The organism is Hyphomonas sp. KY3 (assembly GCF_017309975.1).
In the GTDB taxonomy this organism is placed as follows: domain Bacteria; phylum Pseudomonadota; class Alphaproteobacteria; order Caulobacterales; family Hyphomonadaceae; genus Hyphomonas.
This window is the reverse complement of record NZ_CP022271.1, coordinates 2573332-2595362: the sequence shown is the minus strand read 5'-3', so window position 1 is coordinate 2595362 and position 22031 is coordinate 2573332. Positions and strand designations below refer to the sequence as shown.

Below are 22031 nucleotides of genomic sequence, written 5' to 3'. Positions count from 1 at the left end.
TTGCTCCGATCCTCTATAAAGGGCTTATAGCGCCCTTATGCGTCCTTGGCGAATTCTTCGGCCTGCTTGATCCACTCATCGCGAGTGATGCGGCCTGGGAAGCTCATTTCTTCTTCCAGCTCAGTGATCTGCTCTTCTTTCAAGGCAGCGACCTGCCAGAAGAAGTAGATGCCAGCTTCGTGGAGCTTTTTCTCGAGAACCGGGCCGACGCCTGAAATCTTTTTCAGATTGTCCGGCTTGCCTTCGAGATTGGCGATACGACCGCGGGAATCGACTTCCGGCTTGGCTGCGGGTGCAGCAGCTTCTGCGGCAGGGGTCTCGGCCTTTGGAGCGGCGGCCTTCTTTGGCGCGGCTTTCTTGGCTGGCTTCTTGCCGTCGGTGCTGATGCCAGTGATCTTGACGACCGTCAGGTGCTGGCGGTGGCCTTGCGTACGGCGATAGGTCTGGCGCTGGCGCTTCTTGCGAATGATGACTTTGTCACCGCGCGTTTGCTCCTCGACTTCACCGAACACGCTTGCACCGTCAACCAGGGGAGCGCCAACAGTTACGTCGTCGCCATTGCCCAGCATGAGCACGGTTTCAAAGGTTACGTCCTTACCGGCTTCAGTATCCAGCTTTTCGACGGTGATCGTATCACCTTCCGCGACTTTATACTGCTTGCCGCCTGTTTTGATGACCGCGAACATGGGTCTCGTCCTTCCGGAATGGTAAGCGAAATGAATTGCGCGCGAAGCCGTTGCCGGTTCCGCGCTCGAAGCGGCGGGTAAACACCAATCGGGGCGCGCTGTCAAATGTCATCTTCAGGCGATTTCAGGTGCTTGCATGTGGCGCGCATATTATATAGTGCAGGCAACCGTCCACAGGCTCCGCGGAGAGGTGCTAGAGTGGTTGAATAGGCTAGTCTCGAAAACTAGTGAACTCGCAAGGGTTCCGAGGGTTCGAATCCCTCTCTCTCCGCCAGCCAGTCTTCAGAGATTGGCTGAATTCGTGCAGCAACGAAATAGTGGCCGTTTCTCCGGGACTTGCGCCCGACTTGGCGACACGAACGAGCATATATCCATACATTGTAGTCTCCGATCGGACGAATCCAGGCACCCGTCTCCGTTCACCTATTCGGGGGTTACGTTCAGGTCGATTTTGTCCGAATAACAGGGAATTTCTCCAACGAGCCTGGCTCCCGCAATCGCGATATCTGCCATGCCTCAACCTGACCGAATAGCCGTCATGTGAGCGTGCGGACACTCCCGGCCAGAGCGCAGACATCAAGGGTCGATTTGCAGCGAAGCCGACTGATCCTGCCAGGGGCATTGTCAGGGGAAACGGCCTTGAGGCGTATGGCAGGGGCGTCTAGCCTTGGAAAATGACCAAGAACCCGTTCCGCTACTTCAAGACGTCGCCCGAGATTATCCAGCTTGCGGTCATGATGTATGTCCGATTTCCGCTGTCATTGAGGAATGTCGAAGACCTACTCCACGAGCGCGGGATCGACATCTGCCACGAAACGGTCCGACACTGGGTGGACCGTTTCGGCACTTACTTCGCGCACAAGATCCGCAGACGTCGTTCGGAAAGATTGAGACAATCGCCGCAATGGCAGTGGCACCTGGACGAAGTCTTTGTGAAGATCCGTGGAAAGACCCGCTATCTTTGGCGCGCAGTCGACCATGAGGGCGAAGTTCTGGAGTCCTTCGTAACGAAGACGCGCGATAAGGTTTCAGCGTTGAAATTCATGAGAAAAGCCATGAAGCGGTACGGCAATCCACATGTCGTGGTGACTGACAGGTGCCACTCATATCGCGCGGCCATGAAAGAGATCGGAAATGCAGGGCGCCAGGAGTGTGGCCGGCATCTCAACAACCGTGCCGAGAATTCGCACCTTCTTTTCCGACGACGAGAACGGTCCATGTCCCGTTTCCGGCGCATGCGAAGTCTTCAGAAGTTTGTTTCAATCTATTCGTCTGTGCACAATCACTTCAACCATCAACGGAATATCGAGAGCAGGGCCAGGTTCAAATCGCTACGCGACGCCGCTCTTCTCGAATGGCGCGAGCTTCTTGCTGTCTGAGACCTGCTCGTTCGCAAAAAAGGGAGACTGACTCGTATTAGTCTGACAGCACCAGACAGTTCATTCGACCTGGCTATCCCGATTAGGTCTCCCAGCCACTTCGGCATTCATCCAGCAACTCGCCGAGATTAGACGGAATCTCTGATCTGATCTGAAGATTGGCAATTCGATCAAATGCCGCTTCACCAGCCGCATAGATGTCGGGAAAATGGGATTTGAAATGTCGCGCTTGCCCAACACCATATCGCAAGACAACACTATCGTAGACAGCTGATTTCTTTTTCCACTTCACTTGGAAACCTGGATCTGAGACCGGAGATTCCGCTATCTGATTAATTTCCACCACACTGCCCTGGCGGAAACTTACGAGCCCATTGGATAGCATAAGGTGAACGAGAACCCGGTTCAGAATCGATGTGCCTAATTTAAACTTCCCAATCCGGGATGAATTAAAAGTCACGTCAAAACTTGTAGCGACTCGCTTTTTCACCGCTTCCGAGATCCGAACATGACTTAGTAATTGCTCATACTCGGTGGAGAAAAGGAAACTGTCGGAGTCCATGGTAACGCGGTGGCTCTCTGCTTCAGACTCAATCTGAAGCAGACGGTTTCTAATCTCCGGATCGGATAGTTCAGGCACCAGTTTCAAAATTTTCTGATGTTCGAACTTCTTGAATGTAGCGCGAAGAATATCGACAAGTGCGCCGTCACCGCAACCAGAAACGAGTATTCTGCCAGGGTTTGCAGCACTGAACCTTCCGACACTATGAATTGGATGATTGTCCCAATAGCTGCGAATATCGACGGGATATGTCTGAGGTATCTCGACGCCAAATCCAATCGCCACAATGACGACGTCAAATCCACTCTCAGGCTGATGATCTTCTGCTGCAATTGTGTATTTTCGGCTCCCACGTTCCAATTCTATTTCATCGACCGTGCAATTGGTTCTCGGTGGTGCGCCACCATAGGCTTCAATGATCTTCTCCAATTGGACGTCCAACTGAGCCACGACCTTAAACGAATACCCCGCAGACCAGTTCATGAAGGGAAGATCCGATACAGGATTTTCCGAACCAGGCATCGGCCAATCGTAAAGATGCGGATGAAGATATCGAGTCGTGTTGTGGCGTTGTAAATGCATCAGATCGGAAGCGCGCTCGAACAGATGGACATCCGCACCACCGCGCAAGAGTGTCGCGTAGGCGGTTACCCCCGCGACTCCACCTCCGATTACGGCGATTCGAGGCGCCTTGCTGCCCGACCAAAACTTTAGAATGCCGGTTGTAAGCAATATCGCCCGCTGCTGTTGAGTTAAGAGTGTTTTCTTTCGCTCAAAACAGCCAAGGACATAGAGATTATTGAATTCGGGTCGTACCACAGATGCCGAAAGAATGGTTGTCAGCGTCTCGTCAAGTCTTGCCCAGTCCGATGGGGAGCCCCCCCGGTCGCGCCTCGCCGTGGCATTCATCAAAATAATCTTGGTGAGGCTCGTGGAGATACGTTCATAAATTGTCTTTCGTCTCGTCGATGCTTTCTTTGCTCTCCCCCTGATCTTCAAGTACGATTCTACGTCATAAGTGAGCCCAGAAAACACCGTCAAATACAGTTCTGTTCGGGCTTCGGGCGTGACCGCAAGGTCGACCTCCCTAAGTTGCGATCTCGCAATCTGAGATCGCTTCACGGCCGGTCCGGTCCTGTCAATTTCATCGAGTACACGCTTCAGGTGTTCGGCGCTGCTGAGCAGCGCCCCACTCTTTGGTATCATCTCACAACCCTTTTCTGCTCCCTATCTAAGGGTTGATCTACTAAGCCTTAGATCCTCGCCATCCGGGTCGACTCCATAGGGATAGATCGGTTTGAAATCCTTGGGAGGATTGTTCGCATCCACAGCATTGTACAAATTGGAAAAGATCGGGTGCACGCAAAGAACGTCGCGCGTACTGTAAATCAGACGATTAGGCTCACTATACTCGAATACACCAACATGGAACCGATCAGTGCTGCGAGTTAAACGCCCTATAGCGCCTAGTTCGGACAACAGCCGAAACATATCTCGATAACCTTCGAGGAATTCCTTTGCCCTACTTTTGGCAAAAATGCTCTGCAGATCTCCGTATGAGATTGTGTTTGAACCTATTCTTGGAATGACTTCCTGCAGCACCTCTTCAGCTTGCGGCCAAACGAGTTGGTAACTGTCCAGAATCCCACTGCAGATACTGCCCTCTGCCTTGGCTACTTCTTGAACAACCGTATCTGTTGTGATTTCAGGGAAGTGTCTCGCCCGACCATTTTCAACTGCTTGCGCTATCGAGGTCGATATAACACTATTCAGTATTCGTATTATTTGCCGCGGGAGCAACTGAGTGTGTCGCAGAAGATATGTGAGGGTACCCTCATTCCTTTGATCTGCCCGATTTTTTACCATATCCGGCAAAATGGCCTTCCAAAACCCAATTGCACCACTCCTTTCTCCCACATCGAAGGCGTCCGAAAATCGTCTAAAATCGTCTATAATCGTCCGGGTACCACAGTTCAAGAAACTTCATGCATCGTTTCGCCGCAATGCGCAGCAATTCCGACGCGCTCCACTGAAGAATCATAACACGATTGAAATCCTTGATCGTGTTCGAAGAAAGGTCGGTTAGGTAGAAATAAATTTCTGACGGTATGCAGCACCGGAAGCTCATGTAGCTTTCTGCGGAATTGAATGAACCGATGGCCTTCAGAAGCCCAGAAATTGCCAGATGATGATTTGGATCATCCAGCGACAGGCTTTCAACGGAGTCGAACAGGATCAAACTCTGACGTGAGTTCCGACGCAACCACGCCGTGGCGGCGAAGCAGGCTTCCTTCAATCCGACGGGACCAGGATCAATTTCTGAAAGGCTCTCGAAGAAACCCAGGCCAATCTTCTTGGAGTCCGACTTGTCGTATAGCTGCCGCAATACCTGGATGACTTTCAGAATGACTCTGAATGGCTCGCCGGTGTCTGCGTCGACAATATCATACTGACGAACATAGAGCCGCATCAGTTCAAGTTCCGGGGTATCATCGGAGTAGCCAGATGCGATTGCCGTGACAATGGAAATTTGGAACAAGCCTTTCCAAAAATCGGCTACCTGCTCAACCATAGGACCAGGATAGGAGGCTTGAATTGCGTCGGAAACCTGCTTCACGACGAGATTAATTGACACGGCGGCGTCGCGGTCCTGGAAGAATATAATAGGCGAGTATTGCCCCCCCTTTGGGGTATTATAGATCATGTGGCTAAGCAGCGCGTCCGTCTTGCCGGCCCCCTTGCGGCCCACAATCATCGTCGGGTTGAGTTGGAGCTGACCATAGGGAAAGTTGTGCGTGTCAAAATACGCCTTGAAGATCCGGCCTAACTGAGCCTGAGTTGGATCCGTCGAAGAAATCGGCCCAAGCGGCAGATCTTTGGTAAAAACCGATTTCAGAACTTCTGACCGCGCCATTCCCCCCCCCAATTAATCGCCCCCCCAGAGAGCATCCACACATTAGCAGATATTCTCTTCTAGATTGAAGCTCAAACATTTTCAAGGCATGAGTGGCCCCGTCGTGATGTGCGAAGCTATATTTAACGGAACGGCTCACCACAGTTCACCCTTACTCAGTATACTGCGAGCTATCACGCAGATGTCCACATACACATGGTCCCAAACTTCGGCCACCGCGCTTCAAGCAGTTCGATGCCATCCGATGCGTCGATCCCATACGATGCAGGTTCGAAGTTTTGGACTAAGTGTCCGGATCATCTCCAATTTAGCGACGAGCATCGCAATAGAAATACCATGTCCAGCCTTTAATGGTGCACGACCCAATTTCGAGAAGAGATCGGAAGTTCTCGAACCATTGAGGCGATCCTCCTCGCTTCGTTGCCAGTGCGTCTGACCTGATACCCGATTTTTGGACCACTTTCACCCGGTCAGGTCACGTGGTGGCACCGCAATACTGCGAGACCGCACTTTTTCACTGGGTTACCAGACGAAAGCACCACAAGCCATCTTGCCTGCGACCACCGCTCAACCTTACTGTGTGGATGTAGCGGCACGAACGCCGCTACGTGGAAACCGCCGAACTAACATTACCGGTGGACCACCTCTGTGGGGCAGAGCACACTCATCGTATCGAAGCGACTAACAGCTTCTGGCGATTTTCGGCCTTTTTAGAACGGCTCGACCAATGACCGCTTCCGGGATGAAGTGGTCGTTGACTATTTACGCCTGACATCATGATCTACCTTCCAACGCACAAGTTCGCCGCCATTCAATCGGGTTCGCGGTACGGGTATTTCTCGACGGTTTGAGCGGAAGATATTGGTCGCACCCGAGCGGAGGAGGTTGGTGATCCCTGAGACTTCTTCCATTCGCATGGACTGCGCTCTCAGGAGTCCGTAGAGCGCGTTTCACCCTTCAGTACTGGTTGGCTTTCTGAAGTTGTCAAACGCGCTCTGGTGACTCTCTCTCAGAGCTTTCTGAAGCTACTCGTCGTAGTAGTTGTGTATGTCACGTGCCAAGTAGACCAGTTGCCACTCCCAAATGGTAATCACCCGGTCTGCAACCGACACGATCTGGTGGTCATCCGGGCATTCCTGAGCGAGCCAGGCGGAAAGCACATGGGCAACGTCGTGACTGAAGAAGTTGGCGATTGTTGAAAGATGTCGGAGCGGGGCCTTGGCAGAACCGCGCATCCATTGAACGACGGTTGTGTCTCGCGAATAGTCGAGCTTCTCATCGCTTAAGACCTGCTGGTCACCGAAAAACGGAGACTGTCTCGATATTGTCTGACAGCACCCGTATGGCTTACCCGCGATAGTGTTCAACGGTTTGTTAGCGGGCTTCTGCTATGCCAGTCCGTGTCTTGCTCATCTTTCGTTGACCGCGTGTGCTTTGAGGGATGGCATGACGGGTGCACCATGCTAAATCAGTATAGGTCTAGACGTTTCTCGCCTGAGTCCCCTCTGAAAATGAGCTGTGTTCCTGTGATCGCCTCAAGCAAGCCCCAGGGCGTCATGTCTCCTATGGCATGGGTTTCTATGTCCGCGCCGTCGCGCCAGCGGATCATGGCACGCTGGGCATCGCCTTTTCCGAGTAGTCCCATCATTTGAGGGGTGTATTCGGGTGGTTTTGGGCGGGCGGCCACCGGTCTGTGACGGCTGAATGCGGCATGCCCCTCCAGGAAGGGCGAAGATTCCAGCAGGGCCATTCGAGCCTGGGCGCGTGACTTGTTGAGATCATAGGCGCGCATCGCATCCAACTCGAGGGGGGCGGCCTCGTGGGTTGCAGGCAAACCCGGCAGGGCAAGATCGGCAAGGCGTACCGGCTGGTGTAACTGGACGAATAGGGCGGCGACCAGAAAGAGTATCGCGAGCAGAAAGCCGATTGCCGGGCCGGCAGGCAAGGCGCGCTTCATCACAAATCTCCTGTCCATGCCGAAAGCGTCAGGCTCAGCCGCATGCGCTGATCGGGGCGTTGTGAAAAGCCGAGCGGGCGCAAATCCAGTTCATCCACGAGGATTGGTGCCTCGAGCATTCCGATCGCATCGACAAGTTCCAGCATGGCCTGGATGTCGCCCTCGGCCTGGAGACTGAATCGCAGGCCAGTGAGATCTGCGATACGTTCGTCCGGAGCGATCTGTTTGAGATCGACCAGCCGGGCCTGTTTCTGGCGGACCAGATCAATCAGCCCGGCTTGAATATTCCCGTTCAGATCAGTCGCGGATTCCTCGGACGCGGCTTTGCTGACATAGGTACGAAGGACATCATGCGGATTTGCCGGCAGCGGGCGCGACAAGTCTTCGACATGGGACCGGGTCAGGGTTTCGCTGCGCGCCAGGGCCTGCCAGCTTGTCTTAATCGCCAGGATACGCGGCGCGAGCAGTAACCAGGCCAGGCCGGCCAGTGCCAGCAGGATGAGGGCCCCTTCAAGACGGGCGCGCAGGGAGACGGCGGGAATCTTCATTCCCGCCCGCCCGCGATTTCAATCACAAAAGCCTGTTTGCCATCCTGCGTATCTGACACCGCCTCGTCGAACCGGACCCTGTGCTCCGGAAAAGCCGAAGACAGGGCTTTGAGCGCATCTGGTGCACTGTTGGCCTCGCCGGTGATCCGGGCCACGCGCCCGTTCAATTCCACGCGTTTCCACCAGGCCGTTTCCGGCATGGCCGCAGAAAGATTCGACAAAAAGGTCAGTCGTCCGCCCGGAGCAAGCTGCGCCGGAGACAGGGCTGCGAGCTCGCCAAGCGCCCCGGTTTCCCTTTCCTGTTCCCGGCGGGAGAGGAGTTCGGCCCGGAGCCCGGCTTCCCGCGCGCGGCTTTCTGCCAGCCGATCGGTGAGGTGATGTTCGGCGCTGGCCAGGAACAAAGCTGCGCCCGCAATGATCGCCGACAGGGACAGCGCGGTCAGATATCGGTCCCGCCGTTTGAAGCTGACACTCGCTGGCGCCGCAAAACTCCAGTCCGGGTGTGCCTCGCTTGCCAGGAAGAGATGATGGATGCCGAGACGGCCCGCCTGCGCCTCCAGGCCGTCGAGCCGGTCTTGCCGGATATGAAGCAGGCAGACCCCGTTGTCAGAGCCGGCATCCCGCACGGCGAGCGTTCTACAGCTGGCCGGATCCAGAGGGCTCAGCCGCGCCAATTCGTTGGCGGTGATTTTGCGCAATTCCGCGTCTGAACGTGTGCGCCCATTGAAACTCTGAGCAAAGGCAATCGATCCCGGAAGGGTCACGCAGATATCCGGTCCGGGAGTCTGAGTGAGGGTTTCGAACTCATGTTGGGGGATGTGCCGGACGGGGTGCGGGCGCCGCGTCAACAGGTTCAGTCGGTGCCCTATGCCGGCAAGAAGTCTGTCGACAAGGCCCTGTGTGGGCCAGAGGGGAAGGGCGAGGTTCATCGGCACCTCCTACCTACAAGGTCGAACACACATTCAGCGGTCTGATCGATTTTCGGGTCCGCGAGGGCCAGGCGCGCACCGCTATCGGTGCGCAAGGCTGGCAGTGTGGCTTGTGCGGCATCATCCGGGGACAAATTCTCTGCAGCGTCAATCTGCGCAGCCAGCCGGGACAGACTGTCCAGCCGGTCGATCCGGTCTCGCGCATCGCTCCAGCTGGAAGATACATGCCGGATCAGATCGCCGACAAAGAGCGTCACCAGTGAGAGAATTAGAAGGGCGGCGAGCAGTTCCGCAACGGTAAATCCCTGGTCACGAGGCATGGCGGCTCCGTATCTCGATCGTGTCGAGTTCAAAATGCTGTATGTGGTGGCGGCCCGTCCAGTCGATCCGAATTTCGACATCTGTGATCAGGATCAGGTCACCGGAGGCTGGCGGGCGCTCGCGCCGGTCGATTGACCAGTTGAACCGCACGCCGGACAGAGCCGTCGTGCCGCGGCTGGAGGCCGCCGTGCTGGTGACCAGAATGGATTTTGCAAGCAGGGCTGCGGACAGTCGCTGTTCGGCTGATCGGACCGCATTGAGAGTGTCCAGGGTGATGCCCAGAAGGCTCGACGCAAACAGGGTCGCGATCAGGGTCGCGATCAGCGCGTCTGCCATGACAAATCCCTGCGTCCGTCTCATTGGATCGTGTCTCCGAGCGATGCCAGACTGCCAAGTATGCTGAGCATGAGCAGAGCGACAGCGCAGCCCATGCCGATCACCAGGACTGGTCCGATTAGGGCGGCAAACCGGTCGATCCGGCGCATGGCGCGGCGGTGGCAGATCTGCCCGGCCTGTTGCAAGGCGGCCGGCAGTCCACTTGATATTTCTCCGAGATGAGCCAGCCGCCGTACTTCGATCGGCAAGGCGGATTCCGCCAGGAAGGCGGATCCGGCAGGCTCTCCATCCCGGATGCGCCGGGCAATGTCGGTATAGGCGCGGGACAGGCGCGGCCCGGACAGGCCTGCCGAAAATCGCAGTGCACTTTCCAGCGGTCGTCCGGAGTCCAGAAGCGCTGAAAGGATATCGCAGGATTGTCCGGCATCGAGGTCGCGCGCAATCTCTCCGAGCCAGGGCAGGGAGAGGAGCCGGTCCCATACATGCCGGCGCACAATTGGCTGGCGCCATGCAAGCCAGCCTGCCGCGACAAGGGCCGCCAGCAGGAGCGCGCCCCATTGGCTGCGTGCCTGCAGCCAGCTGCCCAATTGTGCAAGCCAGGAGACAAGACCGGTCTGACCGGATTGTTCGAGGATTGGCGCCAGGGCCGGCGCGACGAGAAGCATGATGGTGGCCAAGGCTACAAGGCCGAGGACGAGAATAAAGGCCGGATAGGCAAGTGCCGCGCGGATCCGGCTGACCGCGTCATGACGGGCCGACAGGAAATGGCCACCGCTCTTCAAAAGTCGGTCGAGCCCCGCTCCCTGTTCTCCCGCAGATGCAAATTCCGCCAGCAGCCCCGCTGCGCCGTCGGCGCTGAGAAGGGCGCGCGAGAGCGATGCGCCATTGTCGATCTGCGCGCTGATCGATCGCGCCAGCCTTGCCGATGTGCCGGTCCCCTCCGACTGAATGCCGAGGGCGCGTTTGAGCGGCGCGCCCGCCGAGAGGAGGCTGGACAGTTCCTGAGCAAACTCGGCGGCCTCCTGCAGGGATAGAGGTTTGCGGCGTTCGAGTCTGAACCATGACCGCCGGGTGCTCTCCGACAGATCGATCAGTAAGTCCCCGGCCGATGTGACGAGCCGGCGGGCTTCCGGCTCGCTGTCGGCTTCGATCCGGCCGCTCCGTTTTCGGCCATCCTGGGCAATGGACACATATTGGAAAATGGTCATGAGCCGACAAGCCCCGCAATTTCGGCAGTGCTGGTCCGGCCGTCTGAAACCAGGGCCAGCGCCTGGAGGATCAAGCTGCCGGCCTTGTCCGGCGCGCCGCTGCCATAGGCAAATTCGGCCAGCGCGGTCCGCCCGGCATAGCCTTCATTGCGGCACTCTCCGCAACCGGACGGCCTGTAGATCCAGGCTGGAACCGGCAGGCCATGATCTTCGAACACCGCCTTTTCCTGATCGGTGGGCGGGGAATCCTGCCGGCAATGCGGGCAGAGAAGCCGAACGAGCCGCTGGGCCATGGAGCCAACCAGGCAGGCATCCAGCTTGAAGGGTTCGACGCCCATATCTGTCAGGCGCGTTCGAATGCGCGCCGCATCGATGGCGTGCAGGGTGGCAAAGACCAGATGACCGGACAGCGCAGCCTGAACGGCTACCATGGCAGTTTCCGGATCCCGGATTTCACCCACCAGTATGACGTCCGGATCATGGCGCAGAAAGGCACGCAGGGCGCCGGCAAAACTGCGGCCGGCCTTTTCGGATATCTGGACCTGGCTGACATGGTCGAAATGGTATTCGACCGGGTCCTCGACCGAGAGGATTTTCAGGCCGCACCCCTTGAGGCGTTCGAGGCAGGAATAAAGGGTTGTTGTTTTGCCGCTGCCGGTCGGGCCGGCCACAACAAACATGCCATGACGCCGCTCACAAATGTCCTCAAGCCCATAGGCGACCGGTCCTTCAAAGCCGAGTCCTTCCAGAGTGAGTAATCCATCCGGCCGGTCGAGCAGCCGGATGACTGCGCTTTCCCCATCAATGGTCGGTATGATGGAAACGCGGATATCGAGCCGCCGTCCGCGCACGGCGATGGTGGCGCGCCCGTCCTGCGACCGATTGCGCTCGCCGAGATCGAGATCGGCAATCACCTTGATCCGGGCGATCACCGAGGCCGCGCTCGCCTTCGGTTCGCGCGACAGCGGTTGCAGGATGCCATCGATCCGGTACTGGACTTCAAGCGCGGAGCGCCGCGTATCGAAATGCACATCGGACGCGCCGCGGTCTGCCGCTTCACTGAGCCAGGCGGCCACCTGCCGTACAATGGGGGCATCGCGATCCTGGTCGGCTAGTTCAATGGCTAGCGCGTCATGGTCTTCCTGTCCGAACCCGTCCAGCCGGACCGTATCCGGATAGAAACGCGCATAGGTCCTGGCCCAGTCACCTGCTTCCATGATGACGATCTCCGGCACGAAGCCGAGGGCAAATTCAATTCCGGCTAGAAGCCGGGCGTCCAGGGGATTGACGGCGGCGAGGGGGCCGAACGGGCCGAGCAGAAGACCCTGGACATCCCTGAGGAAGCCGGGATTGATATCGTCTGGCAGCGTATCCGGAACCGGCACAAAATCCCGCAAGACCGGATGGCCGGTCACATGAGAACAGGCGCGGGCGAGATCGCCATCCTTCAGCACGCCGATCTGGTTCAGGGTCAGGAGCAGGGAGCGGCCGGTATCGGCGATCAGCGGCTCGGCCTGTTCCAGACCGGATGGATCGAGCAGTCCGGAGGTGGTTAGCCATTCCAACGCCGCAGATTCCGGCGCCGGACCCTTGAGAACATCTGGCCAGAGGGTATCCATCACGCTTCACCCAGGCCGGAGACCGGAAAAATCTGGAAACACGATATCGGCATCATGTTTCTCGCCGCCTTCCTTGCCGTCCGCGCCATAGGAAACCAGTTGGAAGGCATTGCTGGAGGCATCTGGGAGATAGATGAAGTCGCGGCCCCAAGGGTCGACAAGGCTCGCTCCTGACCGGACATAGGGACCATCCCAATTGCCGGAATTGGCCGGCGGCTGGACAAGCATGACCAGGCCTTCCTGCTGCGAGGGATAATAGCCCATATCGATTTTGTAGAGGTCAAGAGATGCGGCGAGGGTTTCGGTCTGGAGCTTTGCCGCACGGACTTTGGACGTATCGAGCCGTCCCATGATTTGCGGGGTTATCGCAGCTGCAAGCAGACCGAGGATCACCATGACGACCAGTAATTCGGTCAGGGTGAAGCCTGCCGTGCGGGAGGACAATCGGGCCTTTCGAAGATCAGAGGGTTTCATGGCATGTATCCTTCTGCGGGCTGTGACGGCGCCAGTCCATGATCCAGAATGGTGTGTCCCGGCGACCCGTCAGCAAGATGGTTGCATCGAGCCTGCCACCTGGCTCGCCATTGCGGGGTTCAATTAGTATACGCACAAGGCCGCCATCGGTCGCCATCTGGGGGCGTCCCCGCCGGGGCGGAGGTGCCGGATCATGGAAGACCGTCAAATGGCGGTCTAGGCAGGCAAGGGCAGAGGCCGGCAAGTCGCCGGTAACGAGTTCATCCAGGCTTCCCAGCACCGGGGTCGGTAATCGCAGCCGCAATGATTTGATGTGATCGGCCACTGCCTCAGCCTGTCCGGCATCCGTCAGAGCCATTTCCAGCGCGTCAGAGATCTGGTCCGGATCGTCGCGATTGATGTCGACCAGACCTTTCAGGGAGCGTGTGTGTATTCTCCAGTCGTCATCGCTGACCTGACGGCCCGACGGGGAGAGGGGAGTCTCTGTATTGAGCATGTCTGCGAGCGCGAGATTCAGCCGACCCTCTGCCAGCAAATCGAGGCTGAGCTTGTCAGCCTGCCGGCCTGCTTCCCGCGCAGCGGTGAGGGACAGGTTGAGCCAGGCCATGGCAATGATGGCGAGGCCGGCCAGAAGGCCAGTGACAAACAGGGTGGCATATCCCTCCTGCCGGATCATGATCCCATTCCGTCTCGCGCACGCTGCAGGGCGAGGCGTAATTGGGCGGGAATGTCAGTTGCAGTTTCCTCCGGCATGATCACAGTCGGTTCGATTAGGACCACGAGTTCGGTGCGCCGCTCCGAGTGCGAGGTCGAGCGGAACGCGGAGCCGAGGATTGGCGTGTCCTTGAGAATTGGCACGCCGGTCTGGGTGTAGGACCGGGTAGAACTCATCAATCCGCCAAGCACGGCCGTGGCACCATCCGGCACGGCAAGCACGCTTTGTATGCTGCGCTGGGAGATGGTGGGGGAATCAATGTCGGACGTCGTGGTTTCCGACACGCCGCTGACCTCTTGGCTGACATCAACTTCCACCATGCCGCCGGCTCGGATGCGCGGGGTCACGGTCAGGATGACGCCCGTGTCGCGATAGGTAGTCGAGTTCACCAGCGGTGCGCCGGGATCGGTGACACTGACAGCAGACTGGGTGATGATCGGAACCTGGTCGCCGACCTGCAATTTGGCTGTCTCATTATTGAGCACCAGCATTTTCGGCGACGATACGACTTCGACATCATTGGTTGAGGCCAGTGCATTCACCACAGCGCCGATATCGGTATTGATGTAGGAAATGGACAGGCCTGGAAACAGGGATGAGAGATCTCCGGTCTTTGTGTCCGAAAGGGTGGCAGACAGCCGGTCCTGGACCAGATCCCATTGTATGCCGAGGGATGATCCATCGGTCAGCGAGACCTCGACAATGGTGGCCTCGATCAGGACCTGCCGTTTGGGCTTGTCGAGCATGCTGAGCAATTCTCCAAGCGACTGGAGTTCATCGGGCGCGCCGCGCGCGACAATGGCATTGCGCCCCGGATCCACGCGGATGGAGAGATTCTGGTAGAGGGAGTCCGAGGCCCGGCGATTATAAAGGCCTGGATCTGCCTGCAGGTCCTGGCGCATCGGGGTCTCCGGCGAATAGCCGGCCGAATTGGGTGTGCCAAGGGTCTGGTCAAAGAAGTTTCCGGGCCCCCGCGCACCGGAGGTATCTGTCAGCTCGATCAAATCCTCGGCATTCACATAACGCGCCTCATAGACGAGAATGTCCCTCATGACTTGCGGCCGGGCATCCTGGTCAAGCCGGGAGATCCATTCCCGGACCTGATCCAGGGTCTCCCGCCGCCTCGCGATCACCATAAGCTTTTGCAGCCGGTCAAGTGGCACGACCGACACGCCGCCCATTCTGGACAGGATCGGATCGAGATCTGCGGCGAGTTCCGATGGTGTCGTATTGGCCACGGGTATCAATCCGGTCGAGACCGCAGACAGCCAGTTTACATCCAGGGATTTGATCAGGTCACTGGCAGAGGCAACCGCTTCCGGGGACCCGCCCAGGACAACAAGGCCCCGGTTTTCGTCGCTATAGCGAATGACATCCGTGCTCATCATGGAGCGGGCAAGGGAGGTCACATCGGCCACATTGCCGTACCGGACCTGGATCACGGCGAGCGAGGCGCCGGCGGGCAGGGCTTCTCCGGCCTGCAGGAATACGGCCGTATCCGACGAGGCCTTGACCTGTCCCGCCCTTGCCACCACGAACCCGGACCCGCTGTCGACGATTTCCAGCCCCTGCAGAGAGAGGGCAGCGTCCAGACTCCGCACCGCTTCTTCGGCGGTCTTTATGTCTTCAAGCCGGATACTGATATTTCCGGACACGCCGGGCTGAACCGAATAGGACAGGCCGAAGGCTTCTCCGAGAATCTCGTTGAGCACCGCCTCGAGCGGCGTGTTGCGAAACAGGAAACTTTCTCCCTCACCCGCCACACCTGACGGAGCCTGAGCGGAGGGTTCAAGCGAGTTGAAATAGCGGCTGTTTCCGTAAATCATTTCTGCCGAGGGAGTAGACGACCCCGGAGCGTCTGCCATGCCGGGCTCGGTGAGGTCAGCTCCTTCTGGTTGATGTGCCTGAGATGCCGGAGCACTGCGGATGGAATTCGGGTTCGGATTGGGATCAATCTTGGAGGGGAAGGCAGAAAGCGACTGACAGGCTGGCAGGCACAAGGCGGCTGACGACACGGTAAAGAAAAAGAATTTCTGTCTCATCCGGCAAAACCCCCGAGAATTGAATGAGGATTCCAGCCAAAATGGATGGCCCCACAGGGCAGATTTTTCCGATTCTGTTGCAGTGGAAACGCTTAGCGGGATATTTTCTGGGGATAGACGCCTCTCTGTGAGGCGCTCAGTCCAGGCTTAAGAACTTATCCACAACTAATTCATATTTTTTTGCCTTGCCGCATTGACCCTGTCCGGGGATCAATCCTTGTTTCAATCAAGGGGAGTTTTGCGATTGTTCGCATGACGACAAATTGTACTTGGGGAGGCGAAGCTTGCTGCGTCGAACAATCTACTTTTGGGTGTCGTTCCTGGCGGCGGCGCTGGCAGTGCAAACTGCGCATTCGCAGTTCGATGAAATTGGCGAGCCTTGGGGTTGGTATCCAACTGCGCCCGATTCACTCACGCTCACGCAAGGTCAGTCTGTATCGATTGATTATTCTGGGTACGGCTTTGATCCTGACTCCCAGACAACCGTATTTGATCTTGTCGAAAACAGCTTCGGCTGGCCGTCGGATTCGGTTGTAGCGCCGGCCGGCCTTGGTCTCAGCGGTGGCGGCGTTCTATCCGGCACACCCACGAGCGCGCCGGGAACCTATACGCTACACATTCTGGGCTATGATCCAACAGAAGACCGGACAATCGGGGGCGGTGTGCTGGCGGTGACCATTACGCTGAACGGATCCGTAAACCAGTCTCCCTCAGCGACCAATGACAGTGCGAGTGCGGCCTATGAGACGGCGGCCGTGATCTCGGTCCTGTCGAATGACAGTGATCCGGAGGGCGGGGCCTTGAGCGTCGAGATCCGGTCCAATCCGTCGAATGGCACGGCCATCGCCAATGCAAACGGGACGGTTACCTATACGCCGGCCAGCGGGTTCAGCGGCAGTGACAGTTTCACCTACCGGGTCAGCGATCCGCAGGGGCTGAATTCGGCCAATGCCACTGTGTCGGTGAATGTAGGGGCACCTCCAAATTCGGTCCCGGTAGCCGCGACAGATGGTGCCACAATCGTTGTTGGTGGCTGGGCCAATCTCAACGTTCTCGCCAATGACACAGATTCCGATGGCGATAGTCTCCAGATCACACGTATCAATTCGACGAATGTAACCGTCGGCGATACGGTCACTCTTCCCTATACGGGCGGCACCGTCACGCTGAACGCGTCAGGCGATCTTCTCTATAATGCCTCGAATGTGCCTGAGACGACCTGGCGGATGGAGGAAGTCGCACCGGGTGAGTTCGAGCCAGTCGAGGTGCCCGGGCCGACATCTGACAATTTCACCTACCAGGTCTCGGACGGACAAGGGGGTGTCGCGACAGGCCAGGTGCTGATCTCCCTGACCAATACCCCGCCGCCGGAACCTCAGGCACCCTTGGCAGTAAATGACAATGCAACCATGGCCTATGAGACGGCGGCTGTGATCTCTGTCCTGTCGAATGACAATGATCCGGAAGGCGGGGCGCTGAACGTCGAGATCCGGTCCAACCCGTCCAATGGCTCGGTCATCGCCAATCCGAACGGGACGGTCACCTACACGCCGGCCAACGGGTTCAGCGGCATGGACAATTTTACCTACCGGGTCAGTGACCCCGACGGCATGGTCTCAAATGATGCGACCGTCTCGGTCACGGTCGGTGGCCCGCCCAATGCAGTGCCGGTCGCAGCAATTGATACCGGAACGGTCGAAGTCGGCGCCAGCATAACGCTGGATGTCCTGGCCAATGACAGTGACGGAGACAATGATCCCCTCGAGATCGTGAAGATCAATTCGACATCGGTCAGTTCCGGCAGCAGCGTGACTCTTTCCTCGACGGGTGGTGTGGTGACGCTGACCCCGTCCGGCATGCTTGTTTATGATGCGTCCTATGTGCCAAGCACGACATGGGAATTCCAGGAAACCTATCCCGGATCGGGAGAGTTGGAGCCGGTCGAGGTTGCGGGCCCGACATCGGACAGTTTTTCCTATGAGATATCCGACGGCAAGGGTGGAGCCGACACGGCGCTTGTCAGCCTGGTGCTGAGCCAGTCGCCATTGCCTGAGCCACAGGCCCCTTCGGCATCCAATGATAGTGCGAGCACGGCGTATGAAACATCTGTTACAATCGCTGTTCTGTCGAATGACAGCGACCCAGAGGGCAGCGCTCTAAGTGTTGAGGTTCGGTCTGCACCGTCGAACGGAACTGCGATCGCCAATGCGAACGGGACGATAACGTACACACCGAATGCCGGGTTCAGCGGGAGCGATAGTTTCACCTATCGCGTCACCGATCCGCAGGGGCTGACATCTTCCGATACGACCGTGTTTGTGACCGTTGAGGCTGGCTCATCAGGTGGTGGATCTGGCAGTGTGACCGTCATTGAACAGTTCTTCGATGATGATTATTTGAGTGGAACATCGGCTTATATAGCCGGAGGCTCCAGCATGCGGCTCTCTGTGTCTGGAGAACCATTTTATAGTGGATCTACCTCCCTGCGAATTACCGCAGGAAACTACAGCAAAGTTGGTCCGGGAAATGGAACCGCCATCTCTGCCAGCAATCCGGTGGTACGTCTGGCCGTCTATAAGGCGTCTGGAAGTTCAGGAAGTCTGGTGGTGCGTCATACGTCGGGTTGGTCAACCATCACGTTGAATGCCAGCAACAATACCTATTGGCGTATTGATGGGGCAGACGGGCAGAGCGGGGTCAGCGATCTCACGGCAGACCAATGGCATGTATTGGAGGTGGACCTCGTGGGGCTTGGAGTCACGGACTTCAAGGCAATCCAGGTCAAAGGCGGCGGCAGTGATGGCAATGTCTACTATTTCGATGACATCGCAAATATGAGCGGGTTTGGGAGCGGTACGGGCACCCCTTCCAACACGCCCCCGGAGGCGAATGATGGGGCCCTCTCACTAGGCGATGCCAATTCTGCCACGCTCGATATCTCGTCCCTCGTTTCGGACGCCGACGGTGACCTCCTATCGCTCTCGATCCAGGCCCAGCCCGGCGGCGGTACGGTCAGCCTGTCGGGCTTTGTCATCACCTATACGCGCTCAGCCGGTTTCACCGGCAGTGACACATTCCAGTATTCTATATCGGACGGGCGGGATTCGAGTGTGGCGACCATCACGGTTGCCGGCAATCCCGATACGGATCCGCCTCTCGATGCAGATTATCTCGTCCAGTATGAGTATGATGCGCTCGGCCGCCTCATTCTCGCAAATTACAGCGATAGTGACGCAGACTATGTGGCATGGTGTTATGATGAGGCCGGCAATCGCAACCGCGTGTCTGCGGGAGGCGGCGTCTGGGACCGTGACTGCTCGGCATCGGCCAATCAGTCTCCTGCAGCGTCCAATGATAGTGCGACCACGGCATATGAGACGGCGGCCGTAATCTCCGTCCTGACGAATGACAGCGATCCGGAAGGCGGGGCACTGAGCGTGGAGATCCGGTCCAATCCGTCCAATGGGACAGCGGTCGCCAATGCAAACGGGACGGTTACCTATACGCCGGCGAACGGGTTTAGTGGCAGCGACAGTTTCACCTACCGGGTCAGTGACCCCGACGGCATGTTTTCCAACGATGCGACCGTCTCGGTCACGGTGGAAGCTGATACGTCTGGCGGCGGCGGCACGGCCAGCCTGGTCGAACAATTTTTCGATGATGACTATCTGGCTGGCACATCCGCGCATGTGGGAGGTGGCTCCAGCATGGGGCTCTCCGCATCTGGCGAGCCGTTTTATAGCGGGTCTGCGTCCCTGAAAATTACGGCCGGAAGCTACAGCTCGGTGGGTGCTGCGAACGGAACAGCTATTTCGAGCAACAACCCGGTAATTCGCCTGGCGGTCTATAAAGTGTCCGGCAGTTCTGGAAACCTTGTGGTGCGCCACACATCGGGCTGGTCAACCATCACACTCAATTCCACCAACAATACATATTGGCGAATTGATGGCGCGGATGGGCAGACCGGCGTGAGCAGTCTGACTGCTGATCAATGGAGTGTTGTGGAGATTGACGTTCAGGCGCTGGGAGTCACCGACTTCAAAGCGATCGAAATACGAGGCGGGGGAAGCGGTGGAAACGTCTATTACTTCGATGATATTGCAAACATGAGTGGGTTTGACTGATGCGGATACTCGAGAGAATCAAGGTCACAGCGCAAAAAGCACACCTTGCCGGCCTAGTTTTAATTGCAATCATGCCTGGTGTGGCCAAAGCGCAGGAAGATGCGGTGCAACTGGGCAGTGTCGCGCCAAGCTTTGAGATGTCGAGCGTTGACGAAAACGGAGTTGATGTTTTGTCAGGCTCAATTCGACACACAATAGCTGCTGTCTCCATAGGGAATTCAAGTTCGGGCATGACCTATTCGGTTGTGATCCCGTCGTTGGCGCATGCTGGTGGAGGGGGGGGGGTCGGGTCCGGCCTTGAGCCCATATTTCACTTTAATAACTACTCTGGTGGAGTAGGGGGTATCGGCGGAATCGGAGGTTCAGACCAACCAGACTGTAATGCATATTTTGAACTTGCCGGTGCACGAACCTACTTTTGCGGAAGTTTGACAGACGGATACACGCCGAAAGGGCTCGGCGGTGACACGTTCACATATTCCAACGGATTGTTCACGTTCAAGAACTCGGCTGGGGTGGAGTACATTTCCAAAACAGGGTTAGCCAGCCGTGTTTCCGAGACAGATCAATTCGGCCTCCAAGAGATACACTATCCAAGCGGAGAGTCCGTTACCATACACCGTTCCGTTGGATTGGTAACGTATGAGTCCAGTCGCGGTTACTCAATTCGCGAGCAAACAGTAGACGGATGGGAGACGAGCACAGTTACCGCCTTCAACAGGGCAGTTGATTATTGTGAAGCGGATGCAACGAGTTGCAGTTTTAGCCAAGCGTGGCCGACCGCAGTCATATACAGAGGACCAACACAAACGTCATCTGTTGCATACGTTCAGGATATGGCAGGACAAGTGGCCAAGTACTATGCCCGGGACATGACTAATAATTATTCAGGATACCACTACTACAAGGTGAAGCCAGTCGGTGCTGAAGAGACAGCGACGATCACCTATGAGTTCTGCGCTCCTTGGTATGTGTCTTGTCCGATGGTGTCTTGCCCCCTCAATCAACCGCAGTGCGTATCTGGCAAGATGGCAGAGGGGAAAGTCCGTAAAGCTACGAAGGCGGGAAAGGAATGGTTGTATGACTATTACTACAGCACTTACTAGTTTGTGGGCGGTGCCTGCGTTTATCAGTAGAGTCTCGATTTTGAGCCTGCTGTTCTATATTGCTTGGCCCACGCCCGGCTTTAGCCAGTCTTATGTCGTTGTCGTCGTTAGTGATGCTGTGTGGGGAAAGACGTGTGATGGGATACTAGAGTATCCTAGTTCTAGCGGGTTTAGCATGATTTGTGGGGCGGTTGCATCAGAAACCGGCTACTATGACATTCAGACGCAACTCGGTTTGTATGACGCTGAAATTGATGAGGGCATAGGTGGGCTGCAGCGCCTTCCTGGTGCGTGGGAATATGATTCTAGTGTGGTGGACGGACGTGGTTACAGTGTGATAGGCAGCGAATACGTCAGGGTTTACACACATCCAGACTATCCATCTGACATACAGTTCGAATACCCATCGTTTATCGCAGGATTTACTGACAAGACTGGGGACAAGTTTCATTTTTTCCCAGTCCCCGGTCCATACAATTACAGGTCCCAGATTGTAAAACAGATAGACCATGTTGGTGGTGGATATTCTGAAGTTTCATATGATGATCGCGGAAATGTCACGCTTCTTGAGCGCTTCAAAGACGCCGGTTCGGACAGCATTCCTCAGTCTGCAAACTATGATGCCGTGTGTGCCAATCAGCTCACATGCAACCAGCCTAATTGGGTTATCGACCCTGAGGGCAACCAGACAGACTATGAGTATAATCCCGTGCATGGAAGTGTTACCAAGATCACGGCTCCTGCAGATGACCACGGTGTCCGCCCCCAAATTCGCTATTACTATGAGCAGAGGTCGCCTTGGCTGAAATCCTCAAATGGCGGCTATGTTGCGTCTGGCACTCCGATATGGGTCCTGACGCAGGAGGAATACTGCCGTACTTCGGCCGCTTCTGGAAACGGATGTTCCGCAGGTTCCGCGGATGAAGTTGTGACGACCTATGATTATGGCCCGGATTCAGGTCCAAACAATCTTTGGTTGCGCGGGAAGACGGTCACGTCAGAGGGCGTCTCATTACGCACTTGCTATACATATGACGTGTTCGGAAACCAGCTTACCGAGACCACACCAAACGCCAATTTGACGTCGTGTCCTTAAGCGGGGGAATATACC

General features: G+C 56.8%; 17 protein-coding genes and 1 tRNA gene. 5 read left to right on the top strand and 13 right to left on the bottom strand.

All coding sequences use genetic code 11. The annotated features are described in order from the left end of the window. Positions 1-35 precede the first annotated feature (35 nt). Positions 36-686, bottom strand: coding sequence for a 50S ribosomal protein L21 (locus tag CFA77_RS12445; protein ID WP_034811278.1), 651 nt, complete (start codon positions 684-686; stop codon positions 36-38). A 184-nt stretch (positions 687-870) separates the two neighbouring features. Between CFA77_RS12445 and CFA77_RS12440 the strand changes: the two genes are divergently transcribed. Both CFA77_RS12440 and CFA77_RS12435 read left to right on the top strand, forming a co-directional pair. After that, a tRNA-Ser gene (locus tag CFA77_RS12440) sits at positions 871-960 on the top strand. A gap of 400 nt (positions 961-1360) precedes the next feature. After that, the gene (locus CFA77_RS12435; protein ID WP_206990975.1) at positions 1361-2065 is read left to right on the top strand and encodes an IS6 family transposase; all 705 of its coding nucleotides are present in this window, start codon (positions 1361-1363) and stop codon (positions 2063-2065) included. An 82-nt stretch (positions 2066-2147) separates the two neighbouring features. Here the strand turns inward: CFA77_RS12435 and CFA77_RS12430 are convergent, their stop codons facing one another. The 12 genes from CFA77_RS12430 to CFA77_RS12375 form a co-directional block, all read right to left on the bottom strand. Next, positions 2148-3833, bottom strand: coding sequence for an FAD-dependent oxidoreductase (locus tag CFA77_RS12430; protein ID WP_206990974.1), 1686 nt, complete (start codon positions 3831-3833; stop codon positions 2148-2150). Between the two features lie 733 nt (positions 3834-4566). Continuing rightward, complete coding sequence (locus CFA77_RS12425; RefSeq protein ID WP_206990973.1) at positions 4567-5541, bottom strand: hypothetical protein; 975 nt, start codon at positions 5539-5541, stop codon at positions 4567-4569. Positions 5542-7009: 1468 nt separating this feature from the next. After that, positions 7010-7498 (bottom strand): hypothetical protein, encoded by a 489-nt coding sequence (locus tag CFA77_RS12420; RefSeq protein ID WP_206990972.1) that lies wholly within the window; start codon positions 7496-7498, stop codon positions 7010-7012. After that, positions 7498-8046 (bottom strand): hypothetical protein, encoded by a 549-nt coding sequence (locus tag CFA77_RS12415; protein WP_206990971.1) that lies wholly within the window; start codon positions 8044-8046, stop codon positions 7498-7500. Before CFA77_RS12415 ends, CFA77_RS12420 begins: the two co-directional genes overlap by 1 nt. Further along, positions 8043-8975 (bottom strand): hypothetical protein, encoded by a 933-nt coding sequence (locus CFA77_RS12410; RefSeq protein ID WP_206990970.1) that lies wholly within the window; start codon positions 8973-8975, stop codon positions 8043-8045. The genes CFA77_RS12415 and CFA77_RS12410 overlap by 4 nt, the downstream gene beginning before the upstream one ends. Beyond that, complete coding sequence (locus CFA77_RS12405; RefSeq protein WP_206990969.1) at positions 8972-9295, bottom strand: prepilin-type N-terminal cleavage/methylation domain-containing protein; 324 nt, start codon at positions 9293-9295, stop codon at positions 8972-8974. The genes CFA77_RS12410 and CFA77_RS12405 overlap by 4 nt, the downstream gene beginning before the upstream one ends. Then, entirely contained in the window at positions 9285-9656 is a 372-nt protein-coding gene (locus CFA77_RS12400; protein ID WP_206990968.1) for a hypothetical protein, read from the bottom strand. The genes CFA77_RS12405 and CFA77_RS12400 overlap by 11 nt, the downstream gene beginning before the upstream one ends. After that, entirely contained in the window at positions 9653-10840 is a 1188-nt protein-coding gene (locus CFA77_RS12395) for a type II secretion system F family protein (RefSeq protein ID WP_206990967.1), read from the bottom strand. The genes CFA77_RS12400 and CFA77_RS12395 overlap by 4 nt, the downstream gene beginning before the upstream one ends. After that, positions 10837-12459 carry a GspE/PulE family protein gene (locus CFA77_RS12390; RefSeq protein ID WP_206990966.1) on the bottom strand — a complete coding sequence of 541 codons (1623 nt, stop codon included), beginning with the start codon at positions 12457-12459 and terminating at the stop codon, positions 10837-10839. The genes CFA77_RS12395 and CFA77_RS12390 overlap by 4 nt, the downstream gene beginning before the upstream one ends. A gap of 6 nt (positions 12460-12465) precedes the next feature. Beyond that, entirely contained in the window at positions 12466-12933 is a 468-nt protein-coding gene (gene gspG, locus CFA77_RS12385) for a type II secretion system major pseudopilin GspG (protein WP_206990965.1), read from the bottom strand. Further along, positions 12920-13609, bottom strand: a complete 690-nt coding sequence (locus CFA77_RS12380) for a hypothetical protein (protein ID WP_206990964.1) — start codon at positions 13607-13609, stop codon at positions 12920-12922. The genes gspG and CFA77_RS12380 overlap by 14 nt, the downstream gene beginning before the upstream one ends. After that, complete coding sequence (locus CFA77_RS12375; RefSeq protein ID WP_206990963.1) at positions 13606-15690, bottom strand: secretin N-terminal domain-containing protein; 2085 nt, start codon at positions 15688-15690, stop codon at positions 13606-13608. Before CFA77_RS12375 ends, CFA77_RS12380 begins: the two co-directional genes overlap by 4 nt. A 284-nt stretch (positions 15691-15974) precedes the next feature. On the opposite strand from CFA77_RS12375, the gene CFA77_RS12370 reads away from it, so the two are divergent. The 3 genes from CFA77_RS12370 to CFA77_RS12360 are packed head-to-tail and all read left to right on the top strand — an operon-like array spanning position 15975 to position 22016. Continuing rightward, the gene (locus CFA77_RS12370; protein WP_206990962.1) at positions 15975-19814 is read left to right on the top strand and encodes an Ig-like domain-containing protein; all 3840 of its coding nucleotides are present in this window, start codon (positions 15975-15977) and stop codon (positions 19812-19814) included. Next, positions 19814-20920, top strand: coding sequence for a hypothetical protein (locus CFA77_RS12365; protein WP_206990961.1), 1107 nt, complete (start codon positions 19814-19816; stop codon positions 20918-20920). Before CFA77_RS12370 ends, CFA77_RS12365 begins: the two co-directional genes overlap by 1 nt. Next, on the top strand, positions 20895-22016 hold the full coding sequence (locus tag CFA77_RS12360) for a hypothetical protein (protein WP_206990960.1): 1122 nt from the start codon (positions 20895-20897) through the stop codon (positions 22014-22016). Before CFA77_RS12365 ends, CFA77_RS12360 begins: the two co-directional genes overlap by 26 nt. The last annotated feature ends 15 nt before the right edge of the window (positions 22017-22031 follow it).